The sequence below is a fragment of the Micromonospora sp. NPDC049102 genome, assembly GCF_043197485.1.
Lineage (GTDB): Bacteria > Actinomycetota > Actinomycetes > Mycobacteriales > Micromonosporaceae > Micromonospora.
In genome coordinates this window covers 91,339-117,794 of record NZ_JBICTE010000012.1, presented here as the reverse complement: position 1 = coordinate 117,794, position 26,456 = coordinate 91,339, and the positions used below count along the sequence as shown (strand labels likewise).

Here is a 26,456-nt window from a genome sequence, read left to right as displayed (position 1 = left end):
GCCGTCAACCTATCCGCTGCCGGCGCGGATATCCTGGCTGCCGGCAGCCCCCGTGATCCGGTGGGTTCGCCCATCCCGCCGTCTGCACCCCTGAGGACTCGCGATGACCGTGGCATACCTGGTGGCTGGTGTCCGTACCCCGATCGGCCGGTATGCGGGCGCGCTGGCCGGCGTCCGCCCCGACGACCTGGCCGCCCACGTCATCCGCGAGCTGGTCGCCCGGCATCCGTCGGTGGACTGGGCCCGCGTCGACGACGTCGTCCTCGGCTGCGCCAACCAGGCCGGCGAGGACAACCGCAACGTGGCCCGGATGGCGGCGCTGCTCGCCGGCCTGCCCGAGGAGGTGCCGGGCAGCACTGTCAACCGGCTCTGCGGCTCGGGCCTGGACGCCCTCGCCACCGCCGCCCGGTCCATCGTGGCCGGGGACGCGGATCTGGTGATCGCCGGCGGGGTGGAGAGCATGAGCCGGGCGCCCTTCGTCGTGCCGAAGGCGACCTCGGCGTACTCCCGCTCGGCCGAGATATACGACACCACCCTGGGCTGGCGGCTGGTCAACCCGCTCATGCGCGACGGCTGGGGGGTCGACTCGATGCCCGAGACGGCGGAGAACGTGGCCGCCGAGTACGGCGTCGACCGGGCCGAGCAGGACGCCTTCGCGTACCGCTCGCAGCAGCGCGCGGCCAAGGCGCAGGCCGACGGCCGGTTCGCCGAGGAGATCGTGCCGGTTTCCGTGCCGGCCGGCCGGCGGGAGACCCGGCTGGTCGAGGTCGACGAGCACCCCCGCGAGACGTCCCTGGAGAAGCTGGCCGCGCTGCCCACCCCGTTCCGCGACGGCGGCACGGTGACCGCCGGCAACTCCTCGGGCGTCAACGACGGCGCGGTCGCGCTCCTGGTGGCCAGCGAGGCGGCGGTGCAGCGGTACGGTCTCACCCCGCTGGCCCGCGTCGGCGGCGCGGCGACGGCCGGCGTGCCGCCGCGGATCATGGGGATCGGTCCGGTGCCGGCCACCCGCAAGCTGCTCGACCGGGCCGGCGTCGACCTGGCCTCGGTGGACGTCGTCGAGCTGAACGAGGCGTTCGCCGCGCAGTCCGTGGCGGTGCTGCGCGAGTTGGGGCTGCCCGTCGACGCCGAGCACGTCAACCCCAACGGAGGCGCGATCGCGCTCGGGCATCCGCTGGGCGCCAGCGGCGCGCGCCTGGCGCTGACCGCTGCGCTGGAGCTACGCCGGCGCGGTGGCCGCCGTGCCCTCGCCACCATGTGCATCGGTGTGGGTCAGGGCATCTCGCTGCTGCTGGAGTCGCCCGCCTGAGGGCGGAAAGTTACGTGAAGGGATCTCCCGTACGCCGTGGTCGGCGGCCTAGAGTGGTCCACACCACACGACCCGCGGGGTCGGCCGGCGGCCGCGCGCGCCCGCCGACGCCGGTGCCGCCCCGCGCCGCGAACTGGGGAGCACACCGATGCCGGACGCACCGCCGACCGAGATTGATCTGACCAGGCCGAGCGCGGCCCGGGTGTACGACTACTTCCTGGGCGGGGCGCACAACTTCGAGATCGACCGGCAGTTGGCCGAGCAGATCGCCAGCATGACCCCGAACCTCGCCGCCACCATGCGCGCCGGCCGGGACTTCCTGCGGCGGGCCGTCCGGGTGCTGCTCGACGCCGGTATCGACCAGTTCCTCGACATCGGCTCCGGCATCCCGACCGTGGGCAACGTGCACGAGGTGGCCCAGGCGGCGAACCCGAAGGCACGCGTGGTCTACGTCGACATCGACCCGGTGGCCGTCGCGCACAGCCGCGAACTGCTCGCCGGCAACGACCTGACCGGGGTGATCCACGCCGACCTGCGCGAGCCGGAGCGGATCCTCACCGAGACGCGGCGACTCGGGTTGATCGACATCAGTCGGCCCATGGGCATCCTCCTGGCCGGGGTGGTGCACTTCGTCCCGGACGCCGCCCGCCCCGACGAGATCCTGGCGACCCTGCGGGCCGCCGCCGCGCCGGGCAGCTTCCTGGTCGTCTCGCACTCCACATTCGAGGACCAGCCGCAGGAGATGCTGGACGCCCAGCGCCTCTCCTCCCGTACCGACACCGAGATCACCCTGCGCTCCCGCGCGCAGGTCACCGGCTTCTTCGGCGACTGGACGGTCCTCGAACCAGGCGTGGTGCACATGCCACTGTGGCGGCCCGACTCGCCCGAGGACGTGGACGAGCACCCCGAGCGGTTCGGCGCCTTCGGGGGCGTCGCCCGGTACGACCAGCACGCCGGCTGATCCGGTGGCCGCCGTGCCGGACCCCACCGGGGTCGACGTCGGCCGGACCGGTGTCGAGGCGTACGCCGCTGACTGGGCCCGTGCCGTACGCCGCATCGGTTTCGTGCCGCTCAGCGCGGCCGAGACCGAGCGGCTGTTGCTGCTGCACACCATCCGGCTGGCGGAGGTCGTACGAGCGGAGCCGTTCAGCGCCCGCCCGGCCGAGGAGGTCGGGCGGGCCTTGGTGGAGGCGCACCTGACCGAGCCCCGGGCGTTGGAGTGGTCGCTGCGCGCCCTCGGTGACGACTTCCCCGCCCGGGTGCTGGCGGTCGACGGCCGACCGGCCGATCTGGGCGAGCGGATCGCGGCGGTGCAGGGCGGGCTGGCGGCCGGGTTCGCCCGCGCGCTGCGCGACCGCATCTTCGCCCAGCAGGAGCGCATCGCCCGTTCGGCCTGGCAGGCGCGGGACGAGGTCGAGCAGGCGCTGCGCGACAGCGAGGCGCGGTTCCGGGCGGTCTTCACCGGCGCCGCGATCGGTATCGGCATCGCCGGGGTGGACGGTCGGATCATCGACGTCAACACGGCGTTCGCCGACATGCTCGGTTACTCGGCGCAGGAGCTGTGCCAGATGAACGTGGCGGCGCTGTTCCACGCCGACGACGCCGCCGGCATGTGGGAGCTGTACCAGGAGCTGATCGAGGGCAAGCAGGACTCGGCCCGGGTCCAGAAGCGCTACCACCGCAAGGACGGCAGCGTCGTCTGGACGGATCTGGCCGTCTCCCTGATCCGGTACGACGACGGCCGGCCCCGGTTCACCGTCGCCATGGTCGAGGACATCACCGAGCGGTACGAACTCCAGCAGCGGCTGCGCTTCCAGGCGCTGCACGATCCGTTGACCGGACTACCCAACCGGACGTTGTTCTTCGAGACGTTGGGCCGGGTCCTCGACTCGGCCGGGCCGGGCCAGCGGGTCGGGGTGTGCTTCCTCGACCTGGACGGCTTCAAGGCGATCAACGACGGCCTCGGCCACGACCTCGGCGACCGGCTGTTGGTGACGATCGGCAAGCGCCTCGCCGAGTGCGTGGCCGACCGCGGCCACCTGGTCGCCAGGATGGGCGGCGACGAGTTCGTCATCCTGGTCGACGGCGGTGGCGACGTCGAGGACGCGGTGGTCGTGGCGGAGGCCGCGTTGGCCGCCGTCGCCGCGCCGGTGCACGTCGGCGACCAGCAGTTGGCGGTCTCCGCCAGCGTCGGGATCGTGGACTGCCCGGCCGCGGAGACCACCGCCTCGGATCTGATGAAGGCCGCCGACACGACGCTCTACTGGGCCAAGGCGGCGGGCCGGGGGCGGTGGGCGGTGTACGACCCGGAGCGCAGCGCCCGAGACCTCGCCCGGTCGGCGCTGGTCGCCGGGCTGCCGGCCGCGCTCGACCGGGGTGAGTTCGTGCTGCACTACCAGCCGATCGTGTCGCTGCTGGAGGGCACGATGCTCGCCGTCGAGGCGCTCGTCCGCTGGGAACACCCGGAGCTGGGCCTCATCGGACCGGACCGCTTCATCGGCCTCGCCGAGGAGACCGGTCTGATCGTCCGGCTGGGCGAGTGGGTACTGCGGCAGGCCTGCCGTGACGCCGAACGCTGGTGGCGGGAGTTCCCCGAGGCCCGGCTGGTGGTGAGCGTCAACCTGGCCGCCCGGCAGGCCGACGACCCGGCGATCGTCGCGACGGTGGCCGACGCGTTGGCCACCAGCGGCCTGCCGGCCGAGCTGCTGCAACTGGAACTGACCGAGAGCGCCGTGATGGGCAGCGCGGGCGAGCCGCTACGCAGCCTGCACCGGCTCGCGGCACTGGGCATCCGGCTGGCGGTCGACGACTTCGGCACCGGCTACTCCAACCTCGCCTACCTGCGCCGGCTGCCGATCCACTGTCTGAAGTTGGCCGGCCCGTTCGTCGAGGGCATCCGCGCCGACGGGACCGACGAGGCGGCGGACCACCGCGACGAGCGGATCGTCGACGCGTTGGTCAGGTTGGCGCACGCGTTGGAGTTGTGGGTGACGGCCGAGGCGGTGGAGACCGGGGTGCAGGCGGAGCGACTACGGGCGCTGCGCTGCGACACCGGGCAGGGGCGGTACTTCGGTGCGCCGGCTCCGGCGCAGGACATCACGACTCGCCTCCGGCAGGGTACGACGTGAGGCGCGCGTCCTGGCCGGTGACGGACGGCCGAGGCGTGAGCGGCGGACCGCTCCGGTCCGGGTGGTGCCGACGGAAGGCGACGGCGTGAGCGTGGACGACTCGCAGACGGTGGTGACGGTGGTGGCCGCGCTGGCCATCCTGGCCGGACTGGCCGGTGTGGTGGTGCCCGGCCTGCCGGCGCTGCCGCTGTGCTGGGGTGGCGTACTGGTCTGGGCGATCTTCGGCGGCGCCGGAGCGGGTGGCTGGGCGGTGTTCGCCGCCGCCACGCTCGTCGCGGTCGGCGGCATCGTCGTCAAGTACCTCTGGCCCGGGCGGAACCTCAAGCGCACCGGTGTGCCGACGTCGTCCCTGCTGGCCGGGGGCGTGCTCGGGCTGGTGGGATTCTTCGTGATCCCCGTGGTCGGTCTGCTGCTGGGCTTCGTGTTGGGGGTCTGGGCGGCGGAGCGGCTGCGGCTGGGCAGCAACAAGCTCGCCTGGCCGTCCACCGTGCAGGCACTCAAGGCGGCCGGGCTCTCCATGCTGGTGGAGTTCCTGGCCGGCCTGACCATCGGCGCACTCTGGGTCGGCGGCCTCCTGCTGGCGTGATCCGCGGAGGTGGGTCGCTACGCCACTGCGGCAGGGACCAGAGCGGACCGGCTCGGCGCGGGGCGCCCGGCCAGCAGGCCGAGCACCCCGGTGGGCCCGCAGCTTCTAGTAGTAGTCGTGGGCAATGTACCGACGAGTGGTCGACGACGCCCCGTCCTGCACCCACACGCTCACCTGGACGGTGTCGCTGAGCTTCGGGGTGGGGTAGGCGTGGGCGTCGGCGCTGCACGTGTTGAAGGAGCCGTTGGCGTCCTCGGCCCTGGCGATGACCTGGTTCGTGGTGAGGTTCCGCATCTCCGCCCGCGCTCGGAACCCGTCCTTCGCGTCGTCGCAGACCGACAAGGCCCAGCCGTTGTAGACCTCCAGGTAGGCCGTCGCGGAACTGTTCGTGGTCTCGACGACGATCTCGTACAGGGCGGTGGTCCGATCGGCACTGGTCGTGGCCGCCTGGGCCGCGGTCGCGCCGACGGGCAGCAGCATGAGCGTGGCCAGAGCCATCGTTGAGATCCTTCGCAGCACTGGGGTCCTCCCGGTCGTGTGCCGGCCGGAATCAGGTCGGCCGGATGACTCCACGATGGGGACGAGGGATCAACCGCAGCAACGGTGAACGCTGTTCGGGACGGTGCCGAACGAACCGTTCGGCCCGAACGCGGCGGCGCGGGGCACCGTCGTCGGATACGGCGGGAGGCCGTACGAGAGAGAGGCGGTGCCCCGCGCCACCGTGTGCCGGGCGTTGTGCCGAGCGCCCGGCGGAGCCCGTCGCGATCGGGCCTGGCCACGGGTAACAGCATGCGGTCGTACGACGTGTGGCGGCAACGGGATTAGCGGGACGGTACCCGCGACGTATTGACCGCCCCTGATCATCGGGACGACACTTTGCGCACTCGTTGACCGAACCACCTCAGGGAGGTGCGCAGTGGCCACGACGCCCGTTCCGACCGCGGAGCAACCGATGGACGACGACGCTCGGCGACTCGCCGAACTCGGCTACAAGCAGGAGCTGCGCCGCAAGTGGAGCGGCTTCTCCAACTTCGCCATCTCCTTCTCGATCATCTCGATCCTGGCCGGCTGCTTCACCACGTTCGGCCAGGCGTGGAACAACGGCGGGCCGGTCGCCATCTCCTGGGGTTGGCCGCTGATCTCACTGTTCATCCTGATCATCGGCTTCTGCATGGCCGAGCTGGTCTCGGCGTACCCGACGGCGGGCGGCATCTACTGGTGGGCGGCGACCATGGGTCGCCCGGTGCACGGCTGGTTCACCGGCTGGTTGAACCTGATCGGCCTGGTCGCGGTCACCGCGTCGGTCGACTACGGCTGCGCGACCTTCCTCAACCTCACCCTGTCGGCGCTCTTCGACGGCTGGGCGGGGACGCTGCGGCAGGCGTTCGTGCTCTTCGTGATCATCCTGGCGCTGCACGGCCTCATCAACATCTACGGGCACCGGATCATCGACGTACTCCAGAACGTCTCGGTCTGGTGGCACGTGGCCGGCGCGGCCGTCGTGGTGGCCATCCTGGTGTTCGTCCCGGACAACCACCAGAGCTTCCAGTTCGTGTTCACCGAGCGGTTCAACAACTCCGGGTTCGGCGACGGGGACACCGGCGGGTCGACGTTCTGGTTCTACGTGCTGCCGCTGGGTTTCCTGCTCACCCAGTACACGATCACCGGCTTCGACGCCTGCGCGCACGTCTCCGAGGAGACCCGGGGAGCCTCGCAGGCCGCCGCCCGTGGGCTCTGGCAGTCGATCTTCTACTCGGCCGTCGGTGGCTGGATCCTGCTGCTGGCGTTCCTGTTCGCGGCCACCGACGTCGAGGCGGTCAACGCCGCCGGCGGCTTCTCCGGTGCCATCTTCGAGTCGGCGCTGACGCCGGTCTTCTTCAAGGTCGTCATCATCATCTCCACCATCGGGCAGTTCTTCTGCGGCATGAGCTGCGTGACGTCGATGAGCCGGATGGCGTACGCGTTCAGCCGCGACCGGGCCGTGCCGGGCTGGCGGCTCTGGTCGAAGGTCGACCGCAACGGCACGCCGGTGAACGCGATCATCGGCGCCACGATCGCCGGACTGGTGCTCACGCTGCCAGCGCTCTACGAGAGCTCGGCCGGCATCCCCGTCGCCTTCTACGCGGTGGTCTCGGTGGCGGTGCTCGGGCTCTACCTGTCCTTCCTCATCCCGATCGCCCTGCGGCTGCGTCTCGGTGACCGGTTCAGCCCGGGGCCGTGGACGCTGGGCCGCAAGTACAAACTGCTCGGCTGGATCGCGGTCATCGAGATCGCCGTCATCGCGGTCTACTTCGTGCTGCCGATCGTGCCCGCCGGGGTGCCCGGCAACGACGAGTTCACCTGGTCGGCCGTGAACTACGCGCCGCTCGCCGTCGGCGGGGTGCTACTGGTCGTCGCCGTGTGGTGGTACGCGTCCGCCCGCAGGTGGTTCACCGGACCGGTCCGTACCGTCGAGGAACGTGCGTCGGTGGCCGGCCCGGCGCCCGCCGACGGCCCGGCCTGATCCGCGCCCGGCGGGATGGTCCTCGCGGCCGTCCCGCCGGGTTTGCCGCCTCCACCGCCGGGGGCATTGACGGTGATCCGGTTTGCCAGTAGACCTTGGTGATGGAGGCCCGCTCATGAGGAATGCGCCGCTCACGCTGGAACAACTGCGGGTCGCCGTCGACGACGGTGAGATCGACACGGTGGTGCTGGCCCTCGTCGACATGCAGGGCCGGTTGCAGGGCAAGCGGTTCCACGCGCCCTTCTTCCTCGACCAGGTGGTCGAGGGCGGCAGCGAGGGCTGCAACTACCTGCTGGCGGTGGACGTCGACATGAACACCGTCGACGGGTACGCGATGTCGAGCTGGGAGCGCGGCTACGGCGACTTCGCCATGGTGCCGGACTTCGCCACGCTGCGCCGGGTGCCCTGGCAACCGGGCTCGGCGATGCTGCTGGCCGACCTCGCCTGGCTGGACGGCTCCGGTGACGTGGTCGCCTCACCCCGGCAGATCCTGCGCCGGCAGCTCGACCGGCTGGCCGAGCACGGGCTGACCGCGTACGCCGGCACCGAGCTGGAGTTCGTCCTGTTCCGCGACTCGTACGAGGACGCCTGGCAGCGCGGCTACCGCGACCTCACGCCGGCGAACCAGTACAACGTGGACTACTCCCTGCTCGGTACCGCCCGGGTGGAGCCGCTGCTGCGCCGGATCCGCACCGAGATGGCCGGCGCCGGGCTCACGCCGGAGAGCGCCAAGGGCGAGTGCAACCTCGGCCAGCACGAGATCGCCTTCCGGTACGACGAGGCGGTGGCCTGCGCCGACCACCACGTGATCTACAAGAACGGCGCGAAGGAGATCGCCGCCCAGGAGGGCATGTCGATCACCTTCATGGCCAAGCCGAACGAGCGGGAGGGCAACTCCTGCCACATCCACTTCTCGCTGCGCGACGCGTCGGGCTCGTCGGCGATGCTCGGCGACGGCCCGGCGCACCTGTCGCCGACCGGCCAGCGGGTGCTCGCCGGGCTGCTCGCCACCATGCGGGAGTTCAGCCTGCTCTTCGCCCCGAACATCAACTCCTACAAGCGCTACCAGCCGGGCTCGTTCGCCCCGACGGCGCTGCGCTGGGGTGTGGACAACCGCACCTGCGCGCTGCGGGTGGTCGGGCACGGGCAGGGCATGCGGGTGGAGAACCGGGTGCCCGGAGCCGACGTCAACCCGTACCTGGCGATCGCCGGGCTGGTCGCGGGCGCGCTGCACGGCATCGAGCGGGAGTTGGAGTTGGGCGCGGAGTGCACCGGCAACGCGTACGACGACCCGGACGCCGAGCGCGTCCCCACCACGTTGCGGGACGCCCTAACCCTGTGGGAGGGCTCGACGGTGGCCCGCGAGGGCTTCGGCGAAGAGGTGGTGGCCCACTACGCCAACCAGGCAAGGGTCGAGCTGAAAGCCTTCGACGCGGCGGTAACGGACTGGGAGCTGACCCGTGGCTTCGAACGGCTGTAAGCGCGGGTCGCCCTCCGCCGCGATCTTGCACATTCTGTCGTTGGTCTGGGATGACTCGCGGCTTATGTCGGCACAGAAACTGCAAGATCGCGGGGATTGGGCGAGGGGTGGGGCGCGTGAGCGTGATTGTTGACCCGGCTTCGGGGGAGGGGTTTCGGGAGGTCTCTGGGGCCTCGGAGGCGGACGTCGACGCGGCTATCTCGCGTGCCGCTGCCGCGTTCGAGACGTGGCGTGCGGTCGGGCCGGGGGACCGGGGGCGGTTGCTGCGCCGGTTCGCCGCGGTTGTCGACGCGCATCTGGACGAGCTGGCCCTGCTGGAGGTCCGCAACTCCGGGCACACCATCGGCAACGCCCGCTGGGAGGCCGGCAACGTCCGTGACGTGCTGGACTACTACGCGGGCGCGCCGGAGCGGTTGACCGGCCGGCAGATCCCCGTACCCGGTGGCCTGGACGTCACCTTCCACGAGCCGCTCGGTGTGGTCGGTGTGATCGTGCCGTGGAACTTCCCGATGCCGATCGCCGCCTGGGGGTTCGCCCCGGCGCTCGCCGCCGGCAACACAGTGGTGCTCAAGCCCGCCGAGCTGACCCCGCTCACCGCGCTGCGCCTGGCCGAGCTGGCCCGCGAGGCCGGCCTGCCCGACGGCGTGTTCACCGTGCTGCCGGGTCAGGGCTCGGTGGTGGGAGAGCGGTTCGTCAGCCACCCGGCCGTCCGCAAGATCTGCTTTACCGGCTCCACCGAGGTGGGCACGCGCATCATGGCCGGCTGCGCCGCCCAGGTGAAGCGCCTCACCCTGGAGTTGGGCGGCAAGAGCGCCAACATCGTGTTCGCCGACGCCGACCTGGAAACCGCCGCCGCGACCGCGCCCGGCGCGGTCTTCGACAACGCCGGCCAGGACTGCTGCGCGCGGTCGCGCATCCTGGTCCAACGCCCGGTGTACGACAGGTTCCTGGAACTGCTCGAACCAGCGGTACGTGCGGTGCGGGTCGAGGACCCGTCCCGCGAGACCGCGGAGATGGGCCCGTTGATCTCGGCGGCCCAGCGGGACCGGGTCGCCGGTTACGTGACCGGCGCGACTGTCGCCTTCGCCGGCTCGTGCCCCGACGGCGCCGGTTTCTGGCACGCGCCCACCGTGCTGCTGGCCGATTCGCCCGCCGACCGGCACTGGCGGGAGGAGATCTTCGGACCGGTGGTCTCGGTGCTGCCGTTCGACGACGAGGCCGACGCGGTCCGGCTCGCCAACGACACCGAGTACGGCCTCTCCGGCTCCATCTGGACCCGGGACGTGGGGCGCGCGCTGCGGATGGCCCGGGCGGTCGACTCGGGCAACCTCAGTGTCAACTCGCACTCCTCGGTGCGCTACTGGACCCCGTTCGGCGGGATGAAGCGCTCCGGACTCGGCCGCGAGCTGGGCCCGGACGCGCTGCACTCCTTCACCGACGTCAAGAACGTGTTCATCGCGACGAAGGAGTGAGGCCAGTGCAGGGTCGGTTGCAGGACCGGGTGGCCGTGGTCACCGGCGCGGGCAGCGGCATCGGGTTGGCCACCGTCCGGCGGTTCGCCGCCGAGGGGGCGCGGGTGGTCTGCGTCGACATCGACGCGGCGGCGGGCGAGAAGGCCGCCCAGGAGTGCGGCGGCGAGTTCGTCCGCGCCGACGTCGCCGACGAGGCGGCGGTACGTGACCTTTTCGACGGGGTGGCCGAGCGGCACGGGCGGGTCGACATCGCGTTCAACAACGCCGGCATCTCACCGCCGGACGACGACTCCATCCTGGACACCGGCCTGGACGCGTGGGAGCGGGTGCTGCGGGTCAACACCACGAGCGTCTACCTGTGCTGCAAGTACGCGATCCCGCACATGCGGCGGCAGGGCAAGGGGTCGATCATCAACACGGCCTCGTTCGTCGCGTTGATGGGAGCGGCGACGTCGCAGATCGCGTACACCGCGAGCAAGGGCGGCGTGCTGGCGATGACCCGCGAGTTGGGCGTGCAGTTCGCCCGCGAGGGCATCCGGGTCAACGCGCTCTGTCCCGGCCCGGTGGCCACGCCGCTGCTGCTGGAGTTGTTCGCCGCCGATCCGGAGCGGGCCGCCCGCCGGCTGGTGCACGTGCCGATGGGTCGGTTCGGTGAGCCGGAGGAGATCGCCGCCGCGGTGGCCTTCCTGGCCAGCGACGACGCGTCCTTCATGACCGCCGCGCAGTTCGTGGTCGACGGCGGGATCACCGGCGCGTACGTCACTCCGCTATGAGAAGGCCCCTGATCGGGGTCAGCGCGTACGTCGAGCCCGTCGACTGGGCCGTCTGGCGTGGTGTGCGGGCGGTCCTGGTGCCTGCGGCGTACGTGCGTGCGGTGACCGCCGCCGGAGGCCGGGCGGTGGTGCTGCCCCCGGACGACTGCGACGCCGACGTGCTGGCGGTCCTCGACGGGCTGCTGTTGGCCGGGGGCGCGGACGTGGGCCCGGTTCGGTACGGCCAGCAGCCGCACCCGCGGACCGAGGACCGGCCGGACCGGGACGCCGGCGAGCTGACCCTCCTGACGGCGGCCCTCGCCGCCCACCTGCCCGTGCTGGGCGTCTGCCGGGGAATGCAGTTGCTCGCCGTCGCGTACGGCGGCACCCTCCACCAGCACCTGCCCGACGTGCTGGGCTCCGAGGCGCACCGCCCGGCGCCGGGGGTCTACGGCACGCATCCGGTGCGGTTCGCGCCGGGCAGCCTGGCGGCGCGCACCATGGCCGGGGCGGAGCAGGTCAACTCGTACCACCATCAGGCGGTCGCCACCCCGGGCCGGCTCGCGGTGACCGGCTGGGCGGGCGACGGCGTGATCGAGGCGGTGGAGGACCCGGGTCGTCCGTTCGTGCTCGGGGTGCAGTGGCATCCGGAGAACGAGCCGGACCCGCGCCCGATCACCGCGCTGGTCCGGGCCGCCGGGCCGTCCGGCCCGTCGGTGGGTGACCGCGACGAGGGGGTACGCGCGACCGGGTCGACGGCCGTGTGACGCAGGTCGCCCCCATCGTGTGGTCCGACCGGTGGGAGGATCAGCGCATGGGCAAGGTCTATCCGGAGATCGACGATCGTCTGCGGGAGTTCATCGCGGCCCAGCCGGTCTTCTTCGTCGCCACCGCGCCCTCCGGTCCCGAGGGGCACGTCAATGTCTCACCGAAGGGCATGGCGGGCACGCTCGTGGTCCTCGGCCCGCAGCGGGTGGCCTACCTCGACTACCACGGCAGCGGTGCGGAGACCATCGCCCACCTGCGGGACAACGGCCGCATCACGGTGATGTTCTGCGCGTTCGACGGGCCGCCGAAGATCGTGCGTCTGCACGGCAGGGGCCACAGCGTGGCGGTGACCGAGGCGACCTTCGCCGACCGGCTCGCCGAGTTTCCCGCGCCACCCGACGTGCACGCCGTGCGGGCTGTCATCACCGTCGACGTGCAGCGGGTCAGCGACTCCTGCGGCTACGCGGTGCCCCTGATGGACTACCGTGCGGAACGCGATCTGTTACTCGCCTCACACTCCCGCCGCACGGCCGACGATCTGGTGACCTACCGGGCCACCAAGAACTCCGCGAGCATCGACGGATTGCCGGTCTTCTAAGTGCTCAGGGCCGTTGTGCGCCCCCCTGGATGGACCGCGTCCGCCCCCGTGCTGCCGGGTCGCCGAGCACCGGAGTGCACGTAAACAGCGTCCGACGGTCGTCATGCGTTACGTTGCTGGTCCGCCGGGGTACAAGTCGGGGCACGGCCCTTGAAGATCAACGGCTGCGGGGTACGGCCGAAGCGGGGAGGCTGCATGAGCTCGGCCCAGGGGGGCGCGGACGCGGGGCATTCCTTCGCGGCCGGCCAGCAGGTCCCCGCGCTGCTCTCCGCCGCCTTCGCGAACGGCGGCGAGCTGGGCGAACGGCTCCGCGCCTTCGACTGGTCCACCGCACCACTGGGTGGCCCGTCCCGCTGGCCGGTGGCGCTGGCCAGCGCGGTCGGCATGATGCTCTCCTCCAGCGCGCAGATCGTCATGTTCTGGGGCGAGGACCATCTCGCCTTCTACAACGACGCGTACCGGCCGACCATCGGCAGCAAGCACCCGCAGGTGCTCGGTCAGCCGGCCCGACACAACTGGGCCGAGACGTGGGACGTCCTCGGTCCGCTACTCGAAGATGTCCGCAGCACGGGGCTCTCCTACCGTGGCGCCGACCACCCCTTCCTGTTGGACCGTTCCGGCTTCGTCGAGCAGACCTACTTCGACGTCTCGTACGACCCGATCCGCGGCGCCGACGGCTCGGTCAGCGGCGTGTACTGCATCGTCAACGAGACCACCGGTCGGGTGGTCGGTGAACGCCGACTGCGGGCGTTGTCGGAGTTGGGCGCCGAGCTGGCCGACGTGAACAGCGCGGGGGAGCTGGGCCGGACCGCCGCCGACGTGCTCGGCCGGCACTCCGCCGACGTGCCCTTCGCGCTGACCTACCTGGCCGACGGCACGGGTGAGTTCCGGCTGACCGGGGCCAGTGGCGTCGACCCGGCGGCGGTCGCGGTCACGCCGGACAGGCTCGCCTCCCTGGTCGCCGAGGGCGTTGCCGCCACCATGCAGGTGCGCGACCTCCTCGTGCGGCGACCGACCGATGCGGCCGACGTGGCACTGGTGTTGCCCGTCAAGGCGACCAACGAGACGGTCGGCGCGCTCGTCGTCGGCGTGGCCCGGCTGCTGCCGCTCGGCGACGAGTACCGCGACTTCCTCGACCTGGTGGCCGCGCAGGTCTCCCGGGCGGTCGGCACCCAGCGGGCGTACGAGCAGGAGCGCGCCCGGGCCGCCGAGTTGGCCGCGCTCGACCGCGCGAAGACCAACTTCTTCGCCAACGTCAGCCACGAGTTCCGTACGCCGTTGACCCTGGTGCTCGGCCCGCTTGAGGAACTGCTGGCCGACCCGGAACTGCCCGCCGCGCACAACGAGCGGCTCGTGATGATGCACCGCAACGCGTTGCGGCTGCTCAAGCTGGTCAACACCGTGCTCGACTTCTCCCGGCTGGAATCCGGCCGGCTCACCGCTCGCTACCAGCCGACCGATCTGGCGGGTTACACCGCCCGGCTGGCCAGCACCTTCCGTTCGGCCATCGAGCGCGCCGGCCTGCGCCTGGTCGTGGACTGCCCGCCGCTGCCCGCGCCGGTCTTCGTCGACCGGGACATGTGGGAGAAGATCGTCCTCAACCTGGTGTCGAACGCCGTGAAGTTCACCTTCGACGGCGAGATCCGCGTGCGGGTCCGGGCCGACGACGGCGTGGCCCGCCTGGATGTCGTCGACACCGGCGTCGGGATCGTCCCGGCCGAGCTGCCGCACGTCTTCGAACGTTTCCACCGGGTGCCCGGCGCGCGCTCCCGTACCCACGAGGGCACCGGCATCGGGTTGGCGTTGGTCCGTGAGCTGGTCGAGATGCACGGCGGTGAGGTCGGGCTGACCAGCCAGGTCGACGAGGGCAGCACCTTCACGGTGACCGTTCCGTTGGGGTCGGCGCACCTGCCCGCCGACCGGGTGACCCCGTTCGCCCCCCTGCCGACGGGTGAGCCCGAGCAGGCGCGGCTCTTCGTGGCGGAGACGGCCCTGTGGGCCGACGAGGGCACTCTCGGAGAGGTCGTGCACCAGGCGGCTGCCACCGCCCCCGCCGGCCGCATCCTGGTCGTCGACGACAACGTCGACCTGCGCGAGCACGTCACCCGGTTGCTCTCGCAGACCTGGGCGGTGGTCACCGCGAGTGACGGGCTGGAGGCGCTGACGCTGGCCCGTGCCGGTGGGTTCGACCTGGTGCTCAGCGATGTGATGATGCCCCGGTTGGACGGGTTCGGTCTGGTCGGCGCGCTGCGCGCGGACCCTCGTACCCGCGATGTGCCGATCGTGCTGCTCTCCGCCCGCGCCGGCTCCGCGGAGGCGGTCGCCGGCCTCGCCGCCGGTGCCGACGACTACCTGACCAAGCCGTTCTCCGGACAGGAGCTGATCGCCCGGGTCCGGTCCAACGTCGAGCTGGGCCAGCTGCGCGGGCAGATCATCCGTCGCCTCCGGGCCCTGGCCGACGCGGCGGTGGCGGTCAACACGGCACGCTCGACCGGCGACGTGCTCCAGGTCGCCGCCCGGCACGCGCTCAGCCTCGCCGAGGCGGCCCGGGTCGTGGTGAGCGCGGCGGGCTCCCGGTTCGAGGCCGATGCCGGCGGTGACACCCCCACCGAGCCGACGTTCGTGGCCCCGTTGACCGGGACCGGCCGCGAGCAGCTCGGCGAGCTGCGGGTCTGGCGAGTCGCCGACGACGACGCGCAGGCAGACGATGCCGCGCTCACCCAGCTGGCCCGACTGGTCGGTGTCCGACTGGAGAACACCCAGCTCTACGAGGCCGAACACCGCATCGCCACCACGTTGCAGCACAGTCTGCTGCCGAGGTCGCTGCCGCAACTGCCGGGCGCGGTCGTCGCGAGCCGTTACCTGCCGGGCAGCGCCGACGTCGAGGTCGGTGGGGACTGGTACGACGCGCTCGTGCTCGACGGCGACACCCTGGTGCTGGTCATCGGCGACGTGGTCGGCAAGGGCGTCCAGGCCGCCGCGGCGATGGGGCAGCTGCGTAACGCGCTGCGGGCGTACCTGCTGGAGGGCTTCGACCCGGGCGAGTCGCTGAGCCGCCTCAACCGGCTGGTCGGGTCCACCGAGGAGTCGTCGTTCGCGACGGTGCTCTGCCTGCTGTTCAATCCTCGTTCCGGTCGGCTGCGCTACGCCAGCGCCGGCCACCCGTCCCCCCTGCTGATCCGAGGAGACGACGTGGCGTTCCTGCACGACCGCGCGCTCGGCCCGCCCGTCGGCGCGATCCCCGGCGTCACCTACCGGACCGTGGAGGGGGAGCTGTCCCCGGGGAGCCGGCTGCTGCTCTACACCGACGGGTTGATCGAGGACCGCCAGCTCGGCATCGACGCCGCGCTGGCCCAGCTACGTGTCGACGCGGCCGTTCCTGGCGAGCACGTGGCGGATCTGATCGACGCGGTGGTCGAGCGGGTCGCCGGGCGGCCGCGCCGCGACGACGTGGCGGTGCTCGCCGTGGAGGCGGCGGAGCTGAACCGGTTCGTGTTGCGGCTGCCGGCCGACCCGACGCGGCTGAGCGTGCTCCGCAAGCGTCTGGAGGACTTCCTCGTCGCGCACGACGTCGGCGAGACGGACCTGTTCGACCTGACTGTGGCGGTCTCCGAGGCCGCCGCGAACGCCATCGAGCATCCCGTCCACCCCGCCGAGGCGGTGATCACCGTGAAGGTCGCCATCGAGGACCGGACGGTGATCGCCACCGTGCGCGACACCGGACAGTGGCGGGAGTCCACCGACTCCGGTTTCCGGGGGCGCGGACTGTCGCTGATCAAGGCACTGGGTGACCTGATGGTGCGGCGTACCGACGAGGGCACCGAGGTGACGCTGCGGCGGCAGTTGCAGGGCTGACCCCGCGAGCCCGCAGGTCAGACCGGGTCGAGCCAGGTCTGGTCGCCCAGGCCGGAGATCTCCAGCACGCGGCGTACCTGCCGGGACGGCAGCACGGCGAGCGCGCCGGAGAACTGCTGGGTGAGCCGGACCAGGGCGTGGATGGCTGCCGAGTCGAAGAACGTCACCGCGCGCAGGTCGAGGGTCATCCGGCTGGCGGGCTCGCGCAGGGCGGTCTGCAGCATCGTGTCGGCAGTCGCCATGTCGACCTCACCGGTCACCACCACGTGGAGGTGCTCCCCGTCGATCTCCGCGCGAGCGGAGAAGACGGGTGGTGCTCCCCCTTGATCCACGCAGACACCATGGCACAGCCGACCTGGCAGGGCAACAACCGCTCCCGCCCGGCCGTGGCACGGGTCACCGACCGCTGCGGCGATAGGCTTGCGGCATGACCGTCCGTGCGCCGCTGACCCCAGGAACGCTCTCCCCGACGCGACCGGTGCCCACTCATATTCCCCGCCCGGAGTACGTGGGTAAGAAGGGCCCCCGGCCGTGGCGCGGCTCGCACGTGCAGACGCCGGAGACCATCGAGAAGATGCGGATCGCCAGCCGGCTCGCCGCCCAGGCGACGCAGCTCGCCGGCGAGCACTGCAAGCCCGGCGTCACCACCGACGAGATCGACCGCGTGGTGCACGAGTTCCTCTGCGACCACGACGCGTACCCGTCGACGCTCGGCTACCGGGGCTACCCCAAGTCCTGCTGCACCAGCCTCAACGAGGTCATCTGCCACGGCATCCCGGACTCCACCGTCCTGAGCGACGGCGACATCATCAACGTCGACGTGACCGCGTACATCGGCGGGGTGCACGGTGACACGGACGCCACCTTCTGCGTCGGCGAGGTCAGCGAGGAGGCCCGGCTGCTCGTCGAACGCACCCACGAGGCGATGATGCGTGGCATCCGCGCGGTGGCCCCGGGTCGCCAGATCAACGTGGTCGGTCGCGTCATCGAGTCGTACGCCAAACGGTTCGGCTACGGCGTGGTCCGCGACTTCACCGGCCACGGGATCGGCGAGACCTTCCACAGCGGTCTCTACGTGCCGCACTACGACAGCCCTCGCCCGACGGACATCATGGAACCGGGGATGACCTTCACCATCGAGCCGATGATCACCCTCGGCACCTACCAGTACGACATGTGGGACGACGGCTGGACGGTGGTCACCAAGGACCGCAGGTGGACCGCCCAGTTCGAGCACACCATCGTCGTCACCGACGACGGCCACGAGATCCTGACGCTGCCGTGACCGACACCCCCGCCGCGCTGCGCGAGGCCCACCACGCGGACGTCTCCGGCGGCTGGCTGCGTCCGGCCGTCTTCGGCGCGATGGACGGCCTGGTCACCAACATCGCCCTCATCGCCGGCGTCGGTGGCGGTGGCGTCTCGCCGCACAGCATCGTGCTCACCGGCACCGCGGGCCTGGTGGCCGGTGCGATCTCGATGGGACTCGGCGAGTACACCAGCGTGCGCTCGGCAAACGAGCAGGTCGCCGCCGAGGTCGCCAAGGAGCGACGCGAGCTGGAACGGCACCCCGAGGCCGAGGCGCGCGAGCTGGCCGACGCCTGGGTGGCGCGAGGCCTGCCCCGCGACCTCGCCACGCAGGTCGCCGAGGCGGTACGGCGCGACCCGGAGGAGGCGCTGCGGGTACACGTCCGCGAGGAGTTGGGCGTCGATCCCGACGACCAGCCCAGCCCGTGGGCGGCGGCGATCTCCTCGTTCGTGTTCTTCTCGGTGGGGGCGCTGGTCCCACTGCTGCCGTACCTGCTCGGTGCCACCGAACTCTGGCTGGCGCTCGCCGTCGGCGGGCTCGGGCTGTTCGCCGCCGGTGCGGTGGTGGCCCGGTTCACCAGCCGACCCTGGTGGACCAGCGGCCTACGTCAACTCGTGCTGGGCGCCGCCGCGGCCGCGGCCACCTACCTCGTCGGCTCCCTGATCGGGGTGCAGGGCGGGCTGTGACGCCCGCTCACCCGCCGAGCAGTTCGTCGATCGTGCCGTCGACCGGGCGGCCACGCGCCGCCAGGTCGTCGGCCTGCCGCGCCAGCACCACACCGACCTCGGTCATGTCCGCGCCGGCCAGGCCCGTGCGCCGCGCTGCCCCGGTACCAGGCCTGCCGCGCCGCTGTGCTGAACTCCGCCGGCCGGGCACGGGCGAGTCGGCTCAGGTGCTCGTCCCGCAACGTCCGCAGCCAGCCCGCCGGATCGCCTCGGCGACCCGCTCCGCCACCGACCACCGCCGGTCGTCACCGCCCCGGTCGACATCGGACCGCTCGCTGCTCGCGCTCACGGGTCACACCTCTGTGCGCTCAGGTCACACCTCCCCTTCGGGGTTGGCGTCAGCCTAGCCAGGCGACGACGGGCCGGCCGGGCCGCCGCGCCCGGTCGGGACCAGCCGGAAGATGCGGATCTCGCGGCAGCCGGCCCGCTCGACGTACGTGCGGTACGCCGGCCACTGCGCGACGAGCAGGTCCCACAGGCGATCCCGTTCGGCTCCGGTGGCCGGCTCGGCCCGCACCGGCAGGCGGCGACCCTTGACGTCCACCTCGGCGGCCGGGTCGGCGAGCAGGTTCATGGCCCAACCGGGCTGGTGGGTCTGCCCCCAGTTGGAGCCGATCACCACGTACGCGTCGCCGTCGGGCACGTAGAGCAGGGGGTTGCTGCGCGGCTTGCCGGACCGTCGGCCGGTCGTGGTGATCACCAGCGACGGGAGCAGGCCGAGGGCCACCACCCGTCCTCGGGTGAGCCGGCCGACGATCCGGTCGGCGGGGACCAGCAGGCGGGCGGCGGTGCCGAACCAGCGGTGGTGGCCGAGCCGACGGGTGAGGGTAGCGAGCGCTGACACGCGGATCAGTCTGCCGGCTGACCCGCCCCGACGGCACCCCCGGACGGTCCAGTTCCGGCCCCAGGACCCCACGGCCCGGGGCTGCTCGGTTCAGTCCAGGCGGCGTTCGATCGGCAGCCCCGCCCGCGTGAACAGGCCCGCGCCGAGCATCGCCACCACCGGCACCAGCACCAGGACGCCCAGCGCCGGCCACGGCACCAGGTACGGGTACGGCTCCAGCGCCGGCCAGGCCGTGGCGTACTCCCGGTTCGCCGAGAACAGCACGATCGCGGCGGTGCCGAGACCGGCCACGATGCCGAGCACCGAACCGAGACCCGCGATCACCCCGGCCTGGCAGATCGCCAGCAGTCGTCGTACGGCGGGGGCCGCTCCGACCGCTGCGAGCGTGGAAAGCTCGGCGCGGCCCTCGGCGGCGGCGAGCGCCGTGGCGATCCCGGCCGCGCCCATCGTGATCACCCCGGCCGCGGCGGCGAGCAGCAACAGCAGAGGTGAGTCGTCGCGGGGGGCGGCACCCTCCTCCACCTGGAGGGAGAACGTTCCGAAGGCCCGCAGGTCGGCGGTGAACCGGTCCTGGCGAGGTTGGTTGGGCGGCGTCGAGGTGTCGACCACCCAACCGTTCGAGACCGGCTTCAGGGCGAGTTGTCGGGCCGCCGACGGGGACAGCAGGAGGCGAGGCTGGCCGCTCGGCGGTGCCAGGGCGTACCCGGGCAGGTCCCGTCGCCTGGTGGTCGCCTCGTCCCGGCCGGCCCGTAGCTCGTTCACCTGCACGGTCACCAGGCCGTCGTGCAGGTAGCGCGGATCGGTCACCACCACGCCCCCGGCGTGCAGCACGGCGGTGGCGGCGGTGGTCGCCGCCGGGTCGGCGCCGGTGAGGAGCGGCAGCGCGCTGCCGTCGTCCACGAGCGTCTGCACGTAGCTCCCGAAGTAGTCCGCCGCGCGGTCCCGGCAGCGCGGGTCCGTCAGCGCCTGCCGGCGTTGGCTCGCGGACAGGTTGTCCCCGGGCAGGAAGGGGCAGGCACGATCGGGCGGGAGTTCCGGTACGACGGAGCAGTAGCTGGCCGGGCCGTCGGCCGACGGGCAGGCCGTGGCCTGCACCAGGGCGACGGCACTGGCACCGAGGTGTTCCCGGGCGGCGGCGCTGACCTGCTCCAACGTCGGTTCCGGTCGCAGGGCCGGGTCATTGCGGTTGACCAGGACGTGACCGGTGGGCAGCAGCGGCTGATAGGTACGGGCGTCGCGGACCGCGTCGCTGGCCACGTAGCCGCCGAGGGCGACGCTGCCGGCCACCGCCGCCATCACGGCGCAGATCGCCGGCGCCGCGGCGGCCCGGTTACGGCTCGCGTCGCGCAGCGCGATCCGAGGCGCCGGCGGCAGCACCCGGCCGAGCCGGGCGAGCCCGCCGATCAGGGTGGGTGTGCAACAGACCAGGCCCAGCTCACCGAGGATCAGACCGGCCAGGATCACCGCGGGGGACGTCCGGGTGGCCCCGAATGCCGCGAGCGCCGCCCCGCCGACAACCAGCACCAGTCCGCTGACGAGCGCGCGGGCCCGGGGCGGGGGAGGGGTCCGTCGACCGGCGAGCCCGGCCATGACGTCCTGCCGGGCCGCCGTCCAGGCCGGCGCCAACGCCGCCAGCACCCCGGCCAGCACCGCGACCCCGCCGAGCACGACCAGGGCCAGCGGCCAGCAGCGGTACGCGCCGAAGCGTGCTCCGAACACGTACTGCTCCATGACGGGACGTCCGGCGAACGCCGCTCCGACACCGAGCAGCAGGCCGGCCACGGCGCCCAGCACGCCCAGCACCACCCCGTCGGCGAGTACGACCCGACGCAGGTGGGCCGCGTCCCCACCGGCCACCGCGACCAGCGCCAGGTCCCGGCGTCTACGGCGTACCCCCACCGCGAACGCCGGCCCGACCAGGAGCACCACCTCCAGCAACCCCAGCCCGGCGATCAGCACCATCGTGCTCAGGTCGCTGGTGTCGGCGGGCCCGACGTACCCGATGAAGCTCCGGGAGGACGTCGTCGAAGCCGGCACGTGGCGAGGCGCCACCACGACTCCGCGTTCGTTGAGGCGGGCGACCATCGCCGCGTCGACGGTGCCCGGCACGTCGATCAGCCAGCGACTGTCCGGCTGCGCATCGGCCCGGCCGACGGCCGCCGGGTGCAGCGCGATCACCGGGCCGAGGTCGTCGGGGAACTCGACCACACCGACCACCGTGTACGTCCGGCTCCGGTCGGCGGTCGGCACCGCCTCGCCGAGGCGTCCGTCGAGCCGGCGCAGCGCTGTCGGACTCAGCGCGACCTCTCCGGCTTGCTGCGGCGCCCGCCCCGAGCGGAACCGCACCAGGCCGCGGGCCAGCGGGTCGGTGAGGTCGAGGATCCATACCTGGAGGGTCTCGTCGCCGCGCGGACCCCGCACCGTCACCGGGCTGCCGGCACGTATCTCGGTGACCCGGCTGCCGGGGCCGAGCAACGCGGTCACCTCGTCGGCGGTGGTCGGACGGCCCAGCACCGACCGGCCGTCGTCACGGGGATGCCAGGTGTCCCCCCACTCGTCCTGCACGACCGGGGTGTCGGCGAACCAGCGCAGCTCGGCGTCGGCGACGCCCAGTCGGCGGTCGAGCTGTTCCTGCGGTGTCAGCTCGGCCATGTCGTAGCTCGCCGCCAGGAAGGCCAGCACCAGCACCGGAAGCGCGATCATCGCCAGCACCAGGGCGGTACGCCGCCGCGCCCGCCGCGACTCTCGGCGGGCGATCCGCAGCGCCGCCCGCCACGAGCCGGTCAGCTCGGCGAGCCGTCGCCGTCGTCCGGGTTCGAGCGGTGTCGGCGGGCTGGCCGGCGCGTCGACGCGGCCGCGGGTCACCGGCGTCCGGCGCAGGGTCAACGGTCGCTACCGGAGAGAAGTTGCTCGGCGCTGCCCAGCGGCGCCGTCGTGTCGACCAGCACGCCGTCGCGCAGGAACACCACCCGGTCGGCCCAGCCGGCGTGCCGCGCCTCGTGGGTGACCAGGATGCCGGCGGCGCCCGCGTCGACACGGCGGCGCAGGAGGTGCAGCACCGCCTCACCGGTCTGCGAGTCGAGCGCCCCGGTGGGTTCGTCGGCGAGCACCAGCCGTCGCTCGCCGACGAGCGCGCGGGCGATTGCCACCCGCTGCTGCTGCCCACCGGAGAGCTGGTCGGGGAAGCGGTCCCCCAGCGCCGGCAGACCCACCTCGGTCAGCGCGGCCAGGGCGGCCGTCCTGGCCCGCCGGCCGCCGACGCCGTCGAGCTCCAGTGGAAGCGCCACGTTCTCCAGCGCGCTCAGGCTGCCCAGCAGGTTGAGGTGCTGGAAGATGTAGCCGATGCGGCGTCGGCGTAGCTGGGCCAGCCCACGGCGGTCCAGCGCGCCGAGCGGCTGCCCCTCCACCCGGACGTCCCCGCGGGTCGGGCGGTCGAGGCCGCCGGCGAGGGCCAGCAGCGTCGACTTTCCGGAGCCGGACGGGCCCATCACGGCGACCAGCTCGCCGGGCCGGACGACCAGGCTGACACCGCGCAGCGCGTGTACCGCCGCCGGGCCGACCCCGTGGGTGCGGTGGACGGCGCGTAGCTCGAGCACCGCGTCGTCCGATCCGCTCACCGTCGCGCCTCCTCGTCGGCCCACCGTGCGGCGTCGGACGCCGCACCGGTGGTCGGTCGGGCTGGTTGCGGCGGTTGGCCGCCGGGCTGGTGCCGCACCAGACTGCTCTCGCAATGGTCCAGCCAACGCACCTCGGCCTCGGCCTGGAACACCATCGAGTCCAGGACCAGCCGCCACGGCAGGTCCTCCGGTCGGTTGCTGCCGTACTTCAACCGGGTCAACTCCTGCAACGCGCGCATCGTCGCGCTGCGCTGGCCCTGCACCACCGAGCGGACGTCCACGCCGGGGGTGGTCAACGCCAGGGCCAGTTTGATCGCCAGCTCGTCACGCGGGCGGTCGGTGCGGCTGATCGGCGTGGCGAACCACAGCGCGAGGTCCGCCCGGCCGGCGTCGGTGATCTCGTACGGGCGCTGCCCGGCCTCGCTCTCCGGCAACGGGCGCACCAGACCGTCCCGTTCCAGCCGGGCCAGCGTGGTGTAGACCTGCCCGATGTTCAGCGGCCAGGTCGAGCCGGTCGACTCCTCGAATGCGGCGCGCAGCTGGTAGCCGTACATCTGGCCGCGTTCGAGGAGGGCGAGCAGCCCGTGACGGATGGACATGGCAACGGAGTATGCATACCTGGTATGGGCTCCGCAACCGGGGCGGATCGGTTCAGGTCGGGCGACCGGGAAAAGCGACGGTCGGTGGGGTCACCCCGGCGGTCCTGCGCCACCGGGTGGCCCGCACGGCGTACTCGACGAGCGCCGCCAGCGCCCGGTCACGGTCGGCACCGGTGGTGGACGCCAACGCGGCCCGCCAGTGCGCCGCGGTGCGCTCCTCCACCTCGACCGCCAGCCGTAACGCGCTCGCCCGGTCGGTGACGGGGAACGGCAGCGCGTACCCGGCCCGACCCGGTGGCACGGTGCCCCCCGACGTGCTCAGCTGAACCACCAGCGCGTCGCGCCGGCGTCGATGGGCGGCCTCGGCCTGGAGGGCGGCGTCACGTGCGGCGCCGGTGAGTCGGACGCCGATCCGCCCGTAGGCGTAGATGGCCGCGTACTCGGCGGAGAGGGCGGCGGCGAGAGCCTCCTCGGCGGTGGACTGCCTCACTTCAGTGCCTCCTGGTGGGTGGCCCGCGCCGCGGCGATCGACCCGAGCAGCGCTGCCCGCTCGGCGGGCGCCGCCGCACAGGCGGCGGTGGCGGACTGCTGGGCGGCCTTCTCCCGCGCCCGCAGCGCGGCGAGCGCGGCGGCGGGCGCGCTCGGCGCGGTGGCGCTCGGGTCGACGGCGGGTGCGGATCCGAGGGTGACGCCGACGATCCGGGCGAGCTCGGTGGCGTGCGCGGTGTGCGTGTCGGCGATGGGATTGAGTCGGTCGGCCAGGTCCGGGTGGGCCAGGGCGCTCGCCCGGTACGCCGCGGCGAGGCCCAGCGACTCGTCCACCATCGGCCGCAGCGGGTCCGGCGGCGGCTCCGGCTCGTCCTCACGGTCGAAAAGATCACAGCCTGTCAGCGGCGCTGCCGCGCCGCCGAGCGCCAGGAGCATTCCGGCGCGCAGGATCTTTCGCCGAGAATGTCCGGATACTTGGTCGCCCGATGTCCTTCTGCCGATCCCCACCGGGCAAGTCAACACCATCGGGGCCGGTGTGGGGGCCACGGGCGTCGGTGCGCCGCCCGGTCCACCGCCCGGCAGGCGCGTTACGCTCTGCGCAGCCACCGGCGCGTCCGCTCCGGTGGCGTGCCGGCATGGCGGGACAACCGTCCCTCATCGACCAGGGAAAGGGTGCGCAGATGACGCAGCGTGGCCGTGCCACCAGGTCGACGGGTCGACCCCGCGACGAGGCTGGCCCCCGCGGTCCACGTGGCGGCGGTGATCTCGCGGCCCGGCGTACCCGGTTGCGGGCCGTGATCGAGCCGGTGGTCAACGGCGTGGGCTACGACCTGGAGGACCTGTCGGTCTCCCGGGCGGGTCGCCGACACGTGGTGCGGGTGCTCGTGGACGCGGACGGTGGGATCGACCTGGACGCCGTCGCGGACGTCTCCCGCGCGGTCTCCAAGGCGCTGGACGCGGCCGAGGAGGCCGACGGCGACATCGTGGCCGGGGAATACCAGCTCGAGGTCAGCTCGCCCGGCGTGGACCGGCCGCTCACCCTGCCCCGGCACTGGCGGCGCAACGTGGGCCGACTGGTCAAGGTCACCGTCCGGGGCGCGGCCGCGCTGCGCGGCCAGCGCGGCGAGCAGCCCTCCGGGGACCGCCAGCTGACCGGCCGGGTGGTCGGGGCCGACGACGAGGGCGTGCGGCTGGAGACCGACGGCGGCGAGGCCCGGTGGGCGTACGACCAGCTGGGCCCGGGACGGGTACAGGTCGAGTTCACCCGCCTCGCCGAGCTGGGCGAGCCGGACGAGCTCGACGACGCGGACGAGACCGACGAGTACGACGATGCAGACGATATCGACGACGATGATGATGTGGAGGACGAGGAGAGGTGAACATCGACCTCGCGGCGCTGCGCGCACTCGAGCGCGAGCGGGAGATCCCGTTCGACACGATCCTCGCGGCGATCGAGACCGCGTTGCTGACCGCCTACCGGCACACCGACGGCGCAGAGCCGCACGCCCGGGTGGAGATCGACCGTAAGTCCGGCGCGGCCCTTGTGTACGCGCAGGAGATGGACGACGACGGCTCGCTGGTGCGGGAGTGGGACGACACCCCGCACGACTTCGGTCGGATCGCCGCCATGACCGCCAAGCAGGTGATCCTCCAGCGCCTGCGGGAGGCCACCGACGAGGTGCACTTCGGCGAGTACGTGGGCCGCGAGGGTGACCTGGTCACCGGCGTGGTGCAGGCGCACGAGACCCGTATCGAGAAGGGCATCGTCAGCGTCGACCTGGGCAAGCTCGAGGGTGTGCTGCCGCAGTCCGAGCAGGTGCCCGGCGAGCGGTACGCGCACGGCGAGCGGGTCCGCTGCGTCGTGGTGCACGTGGCCAAGGGCATGCGCGGGCCGCAGATCACCCTGTCCCGGTCGCACCCGGCGCTGGTCAAGAAGCTGTTCGCGCTGGAGGTCCCGGAGATCGCCGACGGCACCGTCGAGATCGGCGCGATCGCCCGTGAGGCAGGTCACCGTACGAAGATCGCCGTCCGTTCCACCACGCCCGGTGTGAACGCCAAGGGCGCCTGTATCGGCCCGATGGGTCAGCGGGTGCGTGCCGTGATGAGCGAGCTACACGGTGAGAAGATCGACATCATCGACTGGTCGGACGACCCCGCCACCTTCGTCGGGAACGCGTTGTCCCCGGCCAGGGCGCTGCGGGTCGAGGTCGTGGACCTGGCCGGACGGGCTGCCCGGGTGACCGTTCCGGACTTCCAGCTTTCGCTCGCCATCGGCCGTGAGGGGCAGAATGCCCGCCTTGCTGCCCGCTTGACCGGTTGGCGGATCGATATTCGGTCCGATGCGGAGCAGACAGCTCCGGCCGCGCGCGGGGCCGTGGATCAGGTACGGGAGCCGGGCGGCGCGATCTCGGGCAGCTAGGGG

Annotated in this window: 24 protein-coding genes; 15 read left to right on the top strand and 9 right to left on the bottom strand. The window is 72.5% G+C overall.

What is annotated here, in order from left to right; translation table 11 throughout:
- The first annotated feature begins 103 nt into the window (after positions 1–103).
- The 4 genes from pcaF (at position 104) to ACGFH9_RS14870 (ending at position 5,023) form a co-directional block, all read left to right on the top strand.
- Positions 104–1,309 (top strand): 3-oxoadipyl-CoA thiolase, encoded by a 1,206-nt coding sequence (pcaF, locus tag ACGFH9_RS14885; protein ID WP_393218914.1) that lies wholly within the window; start codon positions 104–106, stop codon positions 1,307–1,309.
- 148 nt (positions 1,310–1,457) lie between these two features.
- Positions 1,458–2,270: an SAM-dependent methyltransferase gene (locus ACGFH9_RS14880; RefSeq protein WP_393218911.1), complete on the top strand. Its 813-nt coding sequence runs from the start codon at positions 1,458–1,460 to the stop codon at positions 2,268–2,270.
- A gap of 4 nt (positions 2,271–2,274) precedes the next feature.
- On the top strand, positions 2,275–4,437 hold the full coding sequence (locus ACGFH9_RS14875; RefSeq protein WP_393218908.1) for a putative bifunctional diguanylate cyclase/phosphodiesterase: 2,163 nt from the start codon (positions 2,275–2,277) through the stop codon (positions 4,435–4,437).
- 85 nt (positions 4,438–4,522) lie between these two features.
- On the top strand, positions 4,523–5,023 hold the full coding sequence (locus ACGFH9_RS14870; protein ID WP_393218906.1) for a DUF456 domain-containing protein: 501 nt from the start codon (positions 4,523–4,525) through the stop codon (positions 5,021–5,023).
- A 105-nt stretch (positions 5,024–5,128) separates the two neighbouring features.
- On the opposite strand, the gene ACGFH9_RS14865 is transcribed toward ACGFH9_RS14870, so the two are convergent.
- Entirely contained in the window at positions 5,129–5,521 is a 393-nt protein-coding gene (locus ACGFH9_RS14865) for a hypothetical protein (RefSeq protein WP_393218903.1), read from the bottom strand.
- A gap of 454 nt (positions 5,522–5,975) precedes the next feature.
- Between ACGFH9_RS14865 and ACGFH9_RS14860 the strand changes: the two genes are divergently transcribed.
- The 7 genes from ACGFH9_RS14860 to ACGFH9_RS14830 all read left to right on the top strand — a co-directional run bounded on the left by ACGFH9_RS14860 (position 5,976) and on the right by ACGFH9_RS14830 (position 16,451).
- The gene (locus tag ACGFH9_RS14860) at positions 5,976–7,526 is read left to right on the top strand and encodes an amino acid permease (protein ID WP_393218901.1); all 1,551 of its coding nucleotides are present in this window, start codon (positions 5,976–5,978) and stop codon (positions 7,524–7,526) included.
- A 115-nt stretch (positions 7,527–7,641) separates the two neighbouring features.
- Positions 7,642–9,006, top strand: coding sequence for a glutamine synthetase family protein (locus ACGFH9_RS14855; RefSeq protein WP_393218898.1), 1,365 nt, complete (start codon positions 7,642–7,644; stop codon positions 9,004–9,006).
- 116 nt (positions 9,007–9,122) lie between these two features.
- Positions 9,123–10,478, top strand: a complete 1,356-nt coding sequence (locus ACGFH9_RS14850) for an aldehyde dehydrogenase family protein (RefSeq protein WP_393218895.1) — start codon at positions 9,123–9,125, stop codon at positions 10,476–10,478.
- 5 nt (positions 10,479–10,483) lie between these two features.
- Positions 10,484–11,251 carry a 3-oxoacyl-ACP reductase gene (locus tag ACGFH9_RS14845; protein WP_393218893.1) on the top strand — a complete coding sequence of 256 codons (768 nt, stop codon included), beginning with the start codon at positions 10,484–10,486 and terminating at the stop codon, positions 11,249–11,251.
- On the top strand, positions 11,248–11,997 hold the full coding sequence (locus tag ACGFH9_RS14840) for a gamma-glutamyl-gamma-aminobutyrate hydrolase family protein (protein ID WP_393218891.1): 750 nt from the start codon (positions 11,248–11,250) through the stop codon (positions 11,995–11,997). Before ACGFH9_RS14845 ends, ACGFH9_RS14840 begins: the two co-directional genes overlap by 4 nt.
- 47 nt (positions 11,998–12,044) lie before the next feature.
- Positions 12,045–12,596 (top strand): pyridoxamine 5'-phosphate oxidase family protein, encoded by a 552-nt coding sequence (locus tag ACGFH9_RS14835; protein WP_393218889.1) that lies wholly within the window; start codon positions 12,045–12,047, stop codon positions 12,594–12,596.
- Between the two features lie 195 nt (positions 12,597–12,791).
- Complete coding sequence (locus ACGFH9_RS14830) at positions 12,792–16,451, top strand: SpoIIE family protein phosphatase (protein ID WP_393218887.1); 3,660 nt, start codon at positions 12,792–12,794, stop codon at positions 16,449–16,451.
- A 17-nt stretch (positions 16,452–16,468) separates the two neighbouring features.
- Here the strand turns inward: ACGFH9_RS14830 and ACGFH9_RS14825 are convergent, their stop codons facing one another.
- Complete coding sequence (locus tag ACGFH9_RS14825) at positions 16,469–16,783, bottom strand: STAS domain-containing protein (RefSeq protein WP_393218885.1); 315 nt, start codon at positions 16,781–16,783, stop codon at positions 16,469–16,471.
- A 95-nt stretch (positions 16,784–16,878) separates the two neighbouring features.
- On the opposite strand from ACGFH9_RS14825, the gene map reads away from it, so the two are divergent.
- Together map and ACGFH9_RS14815 are read left to right on the top strand one after the other, a co-directional pair.
- A complete protein-coding gene (map, locus tag ACGFH9_RS14820) occupies positions 16,879–17,736 on the top strand; it encodes a type I methionyl aminopeptidase (protein WP_393218883.1) in 858 nt (285 codons plus the stop codon).
- On the top strand, positions 17,733–18,446 hold the full coding sequence (locus ACGFH9_RS14815) for a VIT1/CCC1 transporter family protein (protein WP_393218880.1): 714 nt from the start codon (positions 17,733–17,735) through the stop codon (positions 18,444–18,446). The genes map and ACGFH9_RS14815 overlap by 4 nt, the downstream gene beginning before the upstream one ends.
- Before the next feature lie 202 nt (positions 18,447–18,648).
- On the opposite strand, the gene ACGFH9_RS14810 is transcribed toward ACGFH9_RS14815, so the two are convergent.
- The 7 genes from ACGFH9_RS14810 to ACGFH9_RS14780 all read right to left on the bottom strand — a co-directional run bounded on the left by ACGFH9_RS14810 (position 18,649) and on the right by ACGFH9_RS14780 (position 24,484).
- The gene (locus ACGFH9_RS14810; protein WP_393218877.1) at positions 18,649–18,774 is read right to left on the bottom strand and encodes a hypothetical protein; all 126 of its coding nucleotides are present in this window, start codon (positions 18,772–18,774) and stop codon (positions 18,649–18,651) included.
- 54 nt (positions 18,775–18,828) lie between these two features.
- Positions 18,829–19,329 (bottom strand): nitroreductase/quinone reductase family protein, encoded by a 501-nt coding sequence (locus tag ACGFH9_RS14805; RefSeq protein WP_393218875.1) that lies wholly within the window; start codon positions 19,327–19,329, stop codon positions 18,829–18,831.
- A 90-nt stretch (positions 19,330–19,419) separates the two neighbouring features.
- Complete coding sequence (locus ACGFH9_RS14800; RefSeq protein ID WP_393218873.1) at positions 19,420–22,194, bottom strand: FtsX-like permease family protein; 2,775 nt, start codon at positions 22,192–22,194, stop codon at positions 19,420–19,422.
- 17 nt (positions 22,195–22,211) lie between these two features.
- Positions 22,212–22,946 (bottom strand): ABC transporter ATP-binding protein, encoded by a 735-nt coding sequence (locus ACGFH9_RS14795; RefSeq protein WP_393218870.1) that lies wholly within the window; start codon positions 22,944–22,946, stop codon positions 22,212–22,214.
- Positions 22,943–23,545 (bottom strand): PadR family transcriptional regulator, encoded by a 603-nt coding sequence (locus ACGFH9_RS14790; protein WP_393218867.1) that lies wholly within the window; start codon positions 23,543–23,545, stop codon positions 22,943–22,945. The genes ACGFH9_RS14795 and ACGFH9_RS14790 overlap by 4 nt, the downstream gene beginning before the upstream one ends.
- Positions 23,546–23,597: 52 nt before the next feature.
- Positions 23,598–24,035, bottom strand: coding sequence for a ferritin-like domain-containing protein (locus ACGFH9_RS14785; protein ID WP_393218865.1), 438 nt, complete (start codon positions 24,033–24,035; stop codon positions 23,598–23,600).
- The gene (locus ACGFH9_RS14780; protein ID WP_393219046.1) at positions 24,032–24,484 is read right to left on the bottom strand and encodes a hypothetical protein; all 453 of its coding nucleotides are present in this window, start codon (positions 24,482–24,484) and stop codon (positions 24,032–24,034) included. Before ACGFH9_RS14780 ends, ACGFH9_RS14785 begins: the two co-directional genes overlap by 4 nt.
- Before the next feature lie 230 nt (positions 24,485–24,714).
- On the opposite strand from ACGFH9_RS14780, the gene rimP reads away from it, so the two are divergent.
- A complete protein-coding gene (gene rimP / locus ACGFH9_RS14775) occupies positions 24,715–25,413 on the top strand; it encodes a ribosome maturation factor RimP (protein WP_393218863.1) in 699 nt (232 codons plus the stop codon).
- On the top strand, positions 25,410–26,453 hold the full coding sequence (gene nusA, locus ACGFH9_RS14770; RefSeq protein WP_393218860.1) for a transcription termination factor NusA: 1,044 nt from the start codon (positions 25,410–25,412) through the stop codon (positions 26,451–26,453). Before rimP ends, nusA begins: the two co-directional genes overlap by 4 nt.
- Positions 26,454–26,456 lie beyond the last annotated feature (3 nt).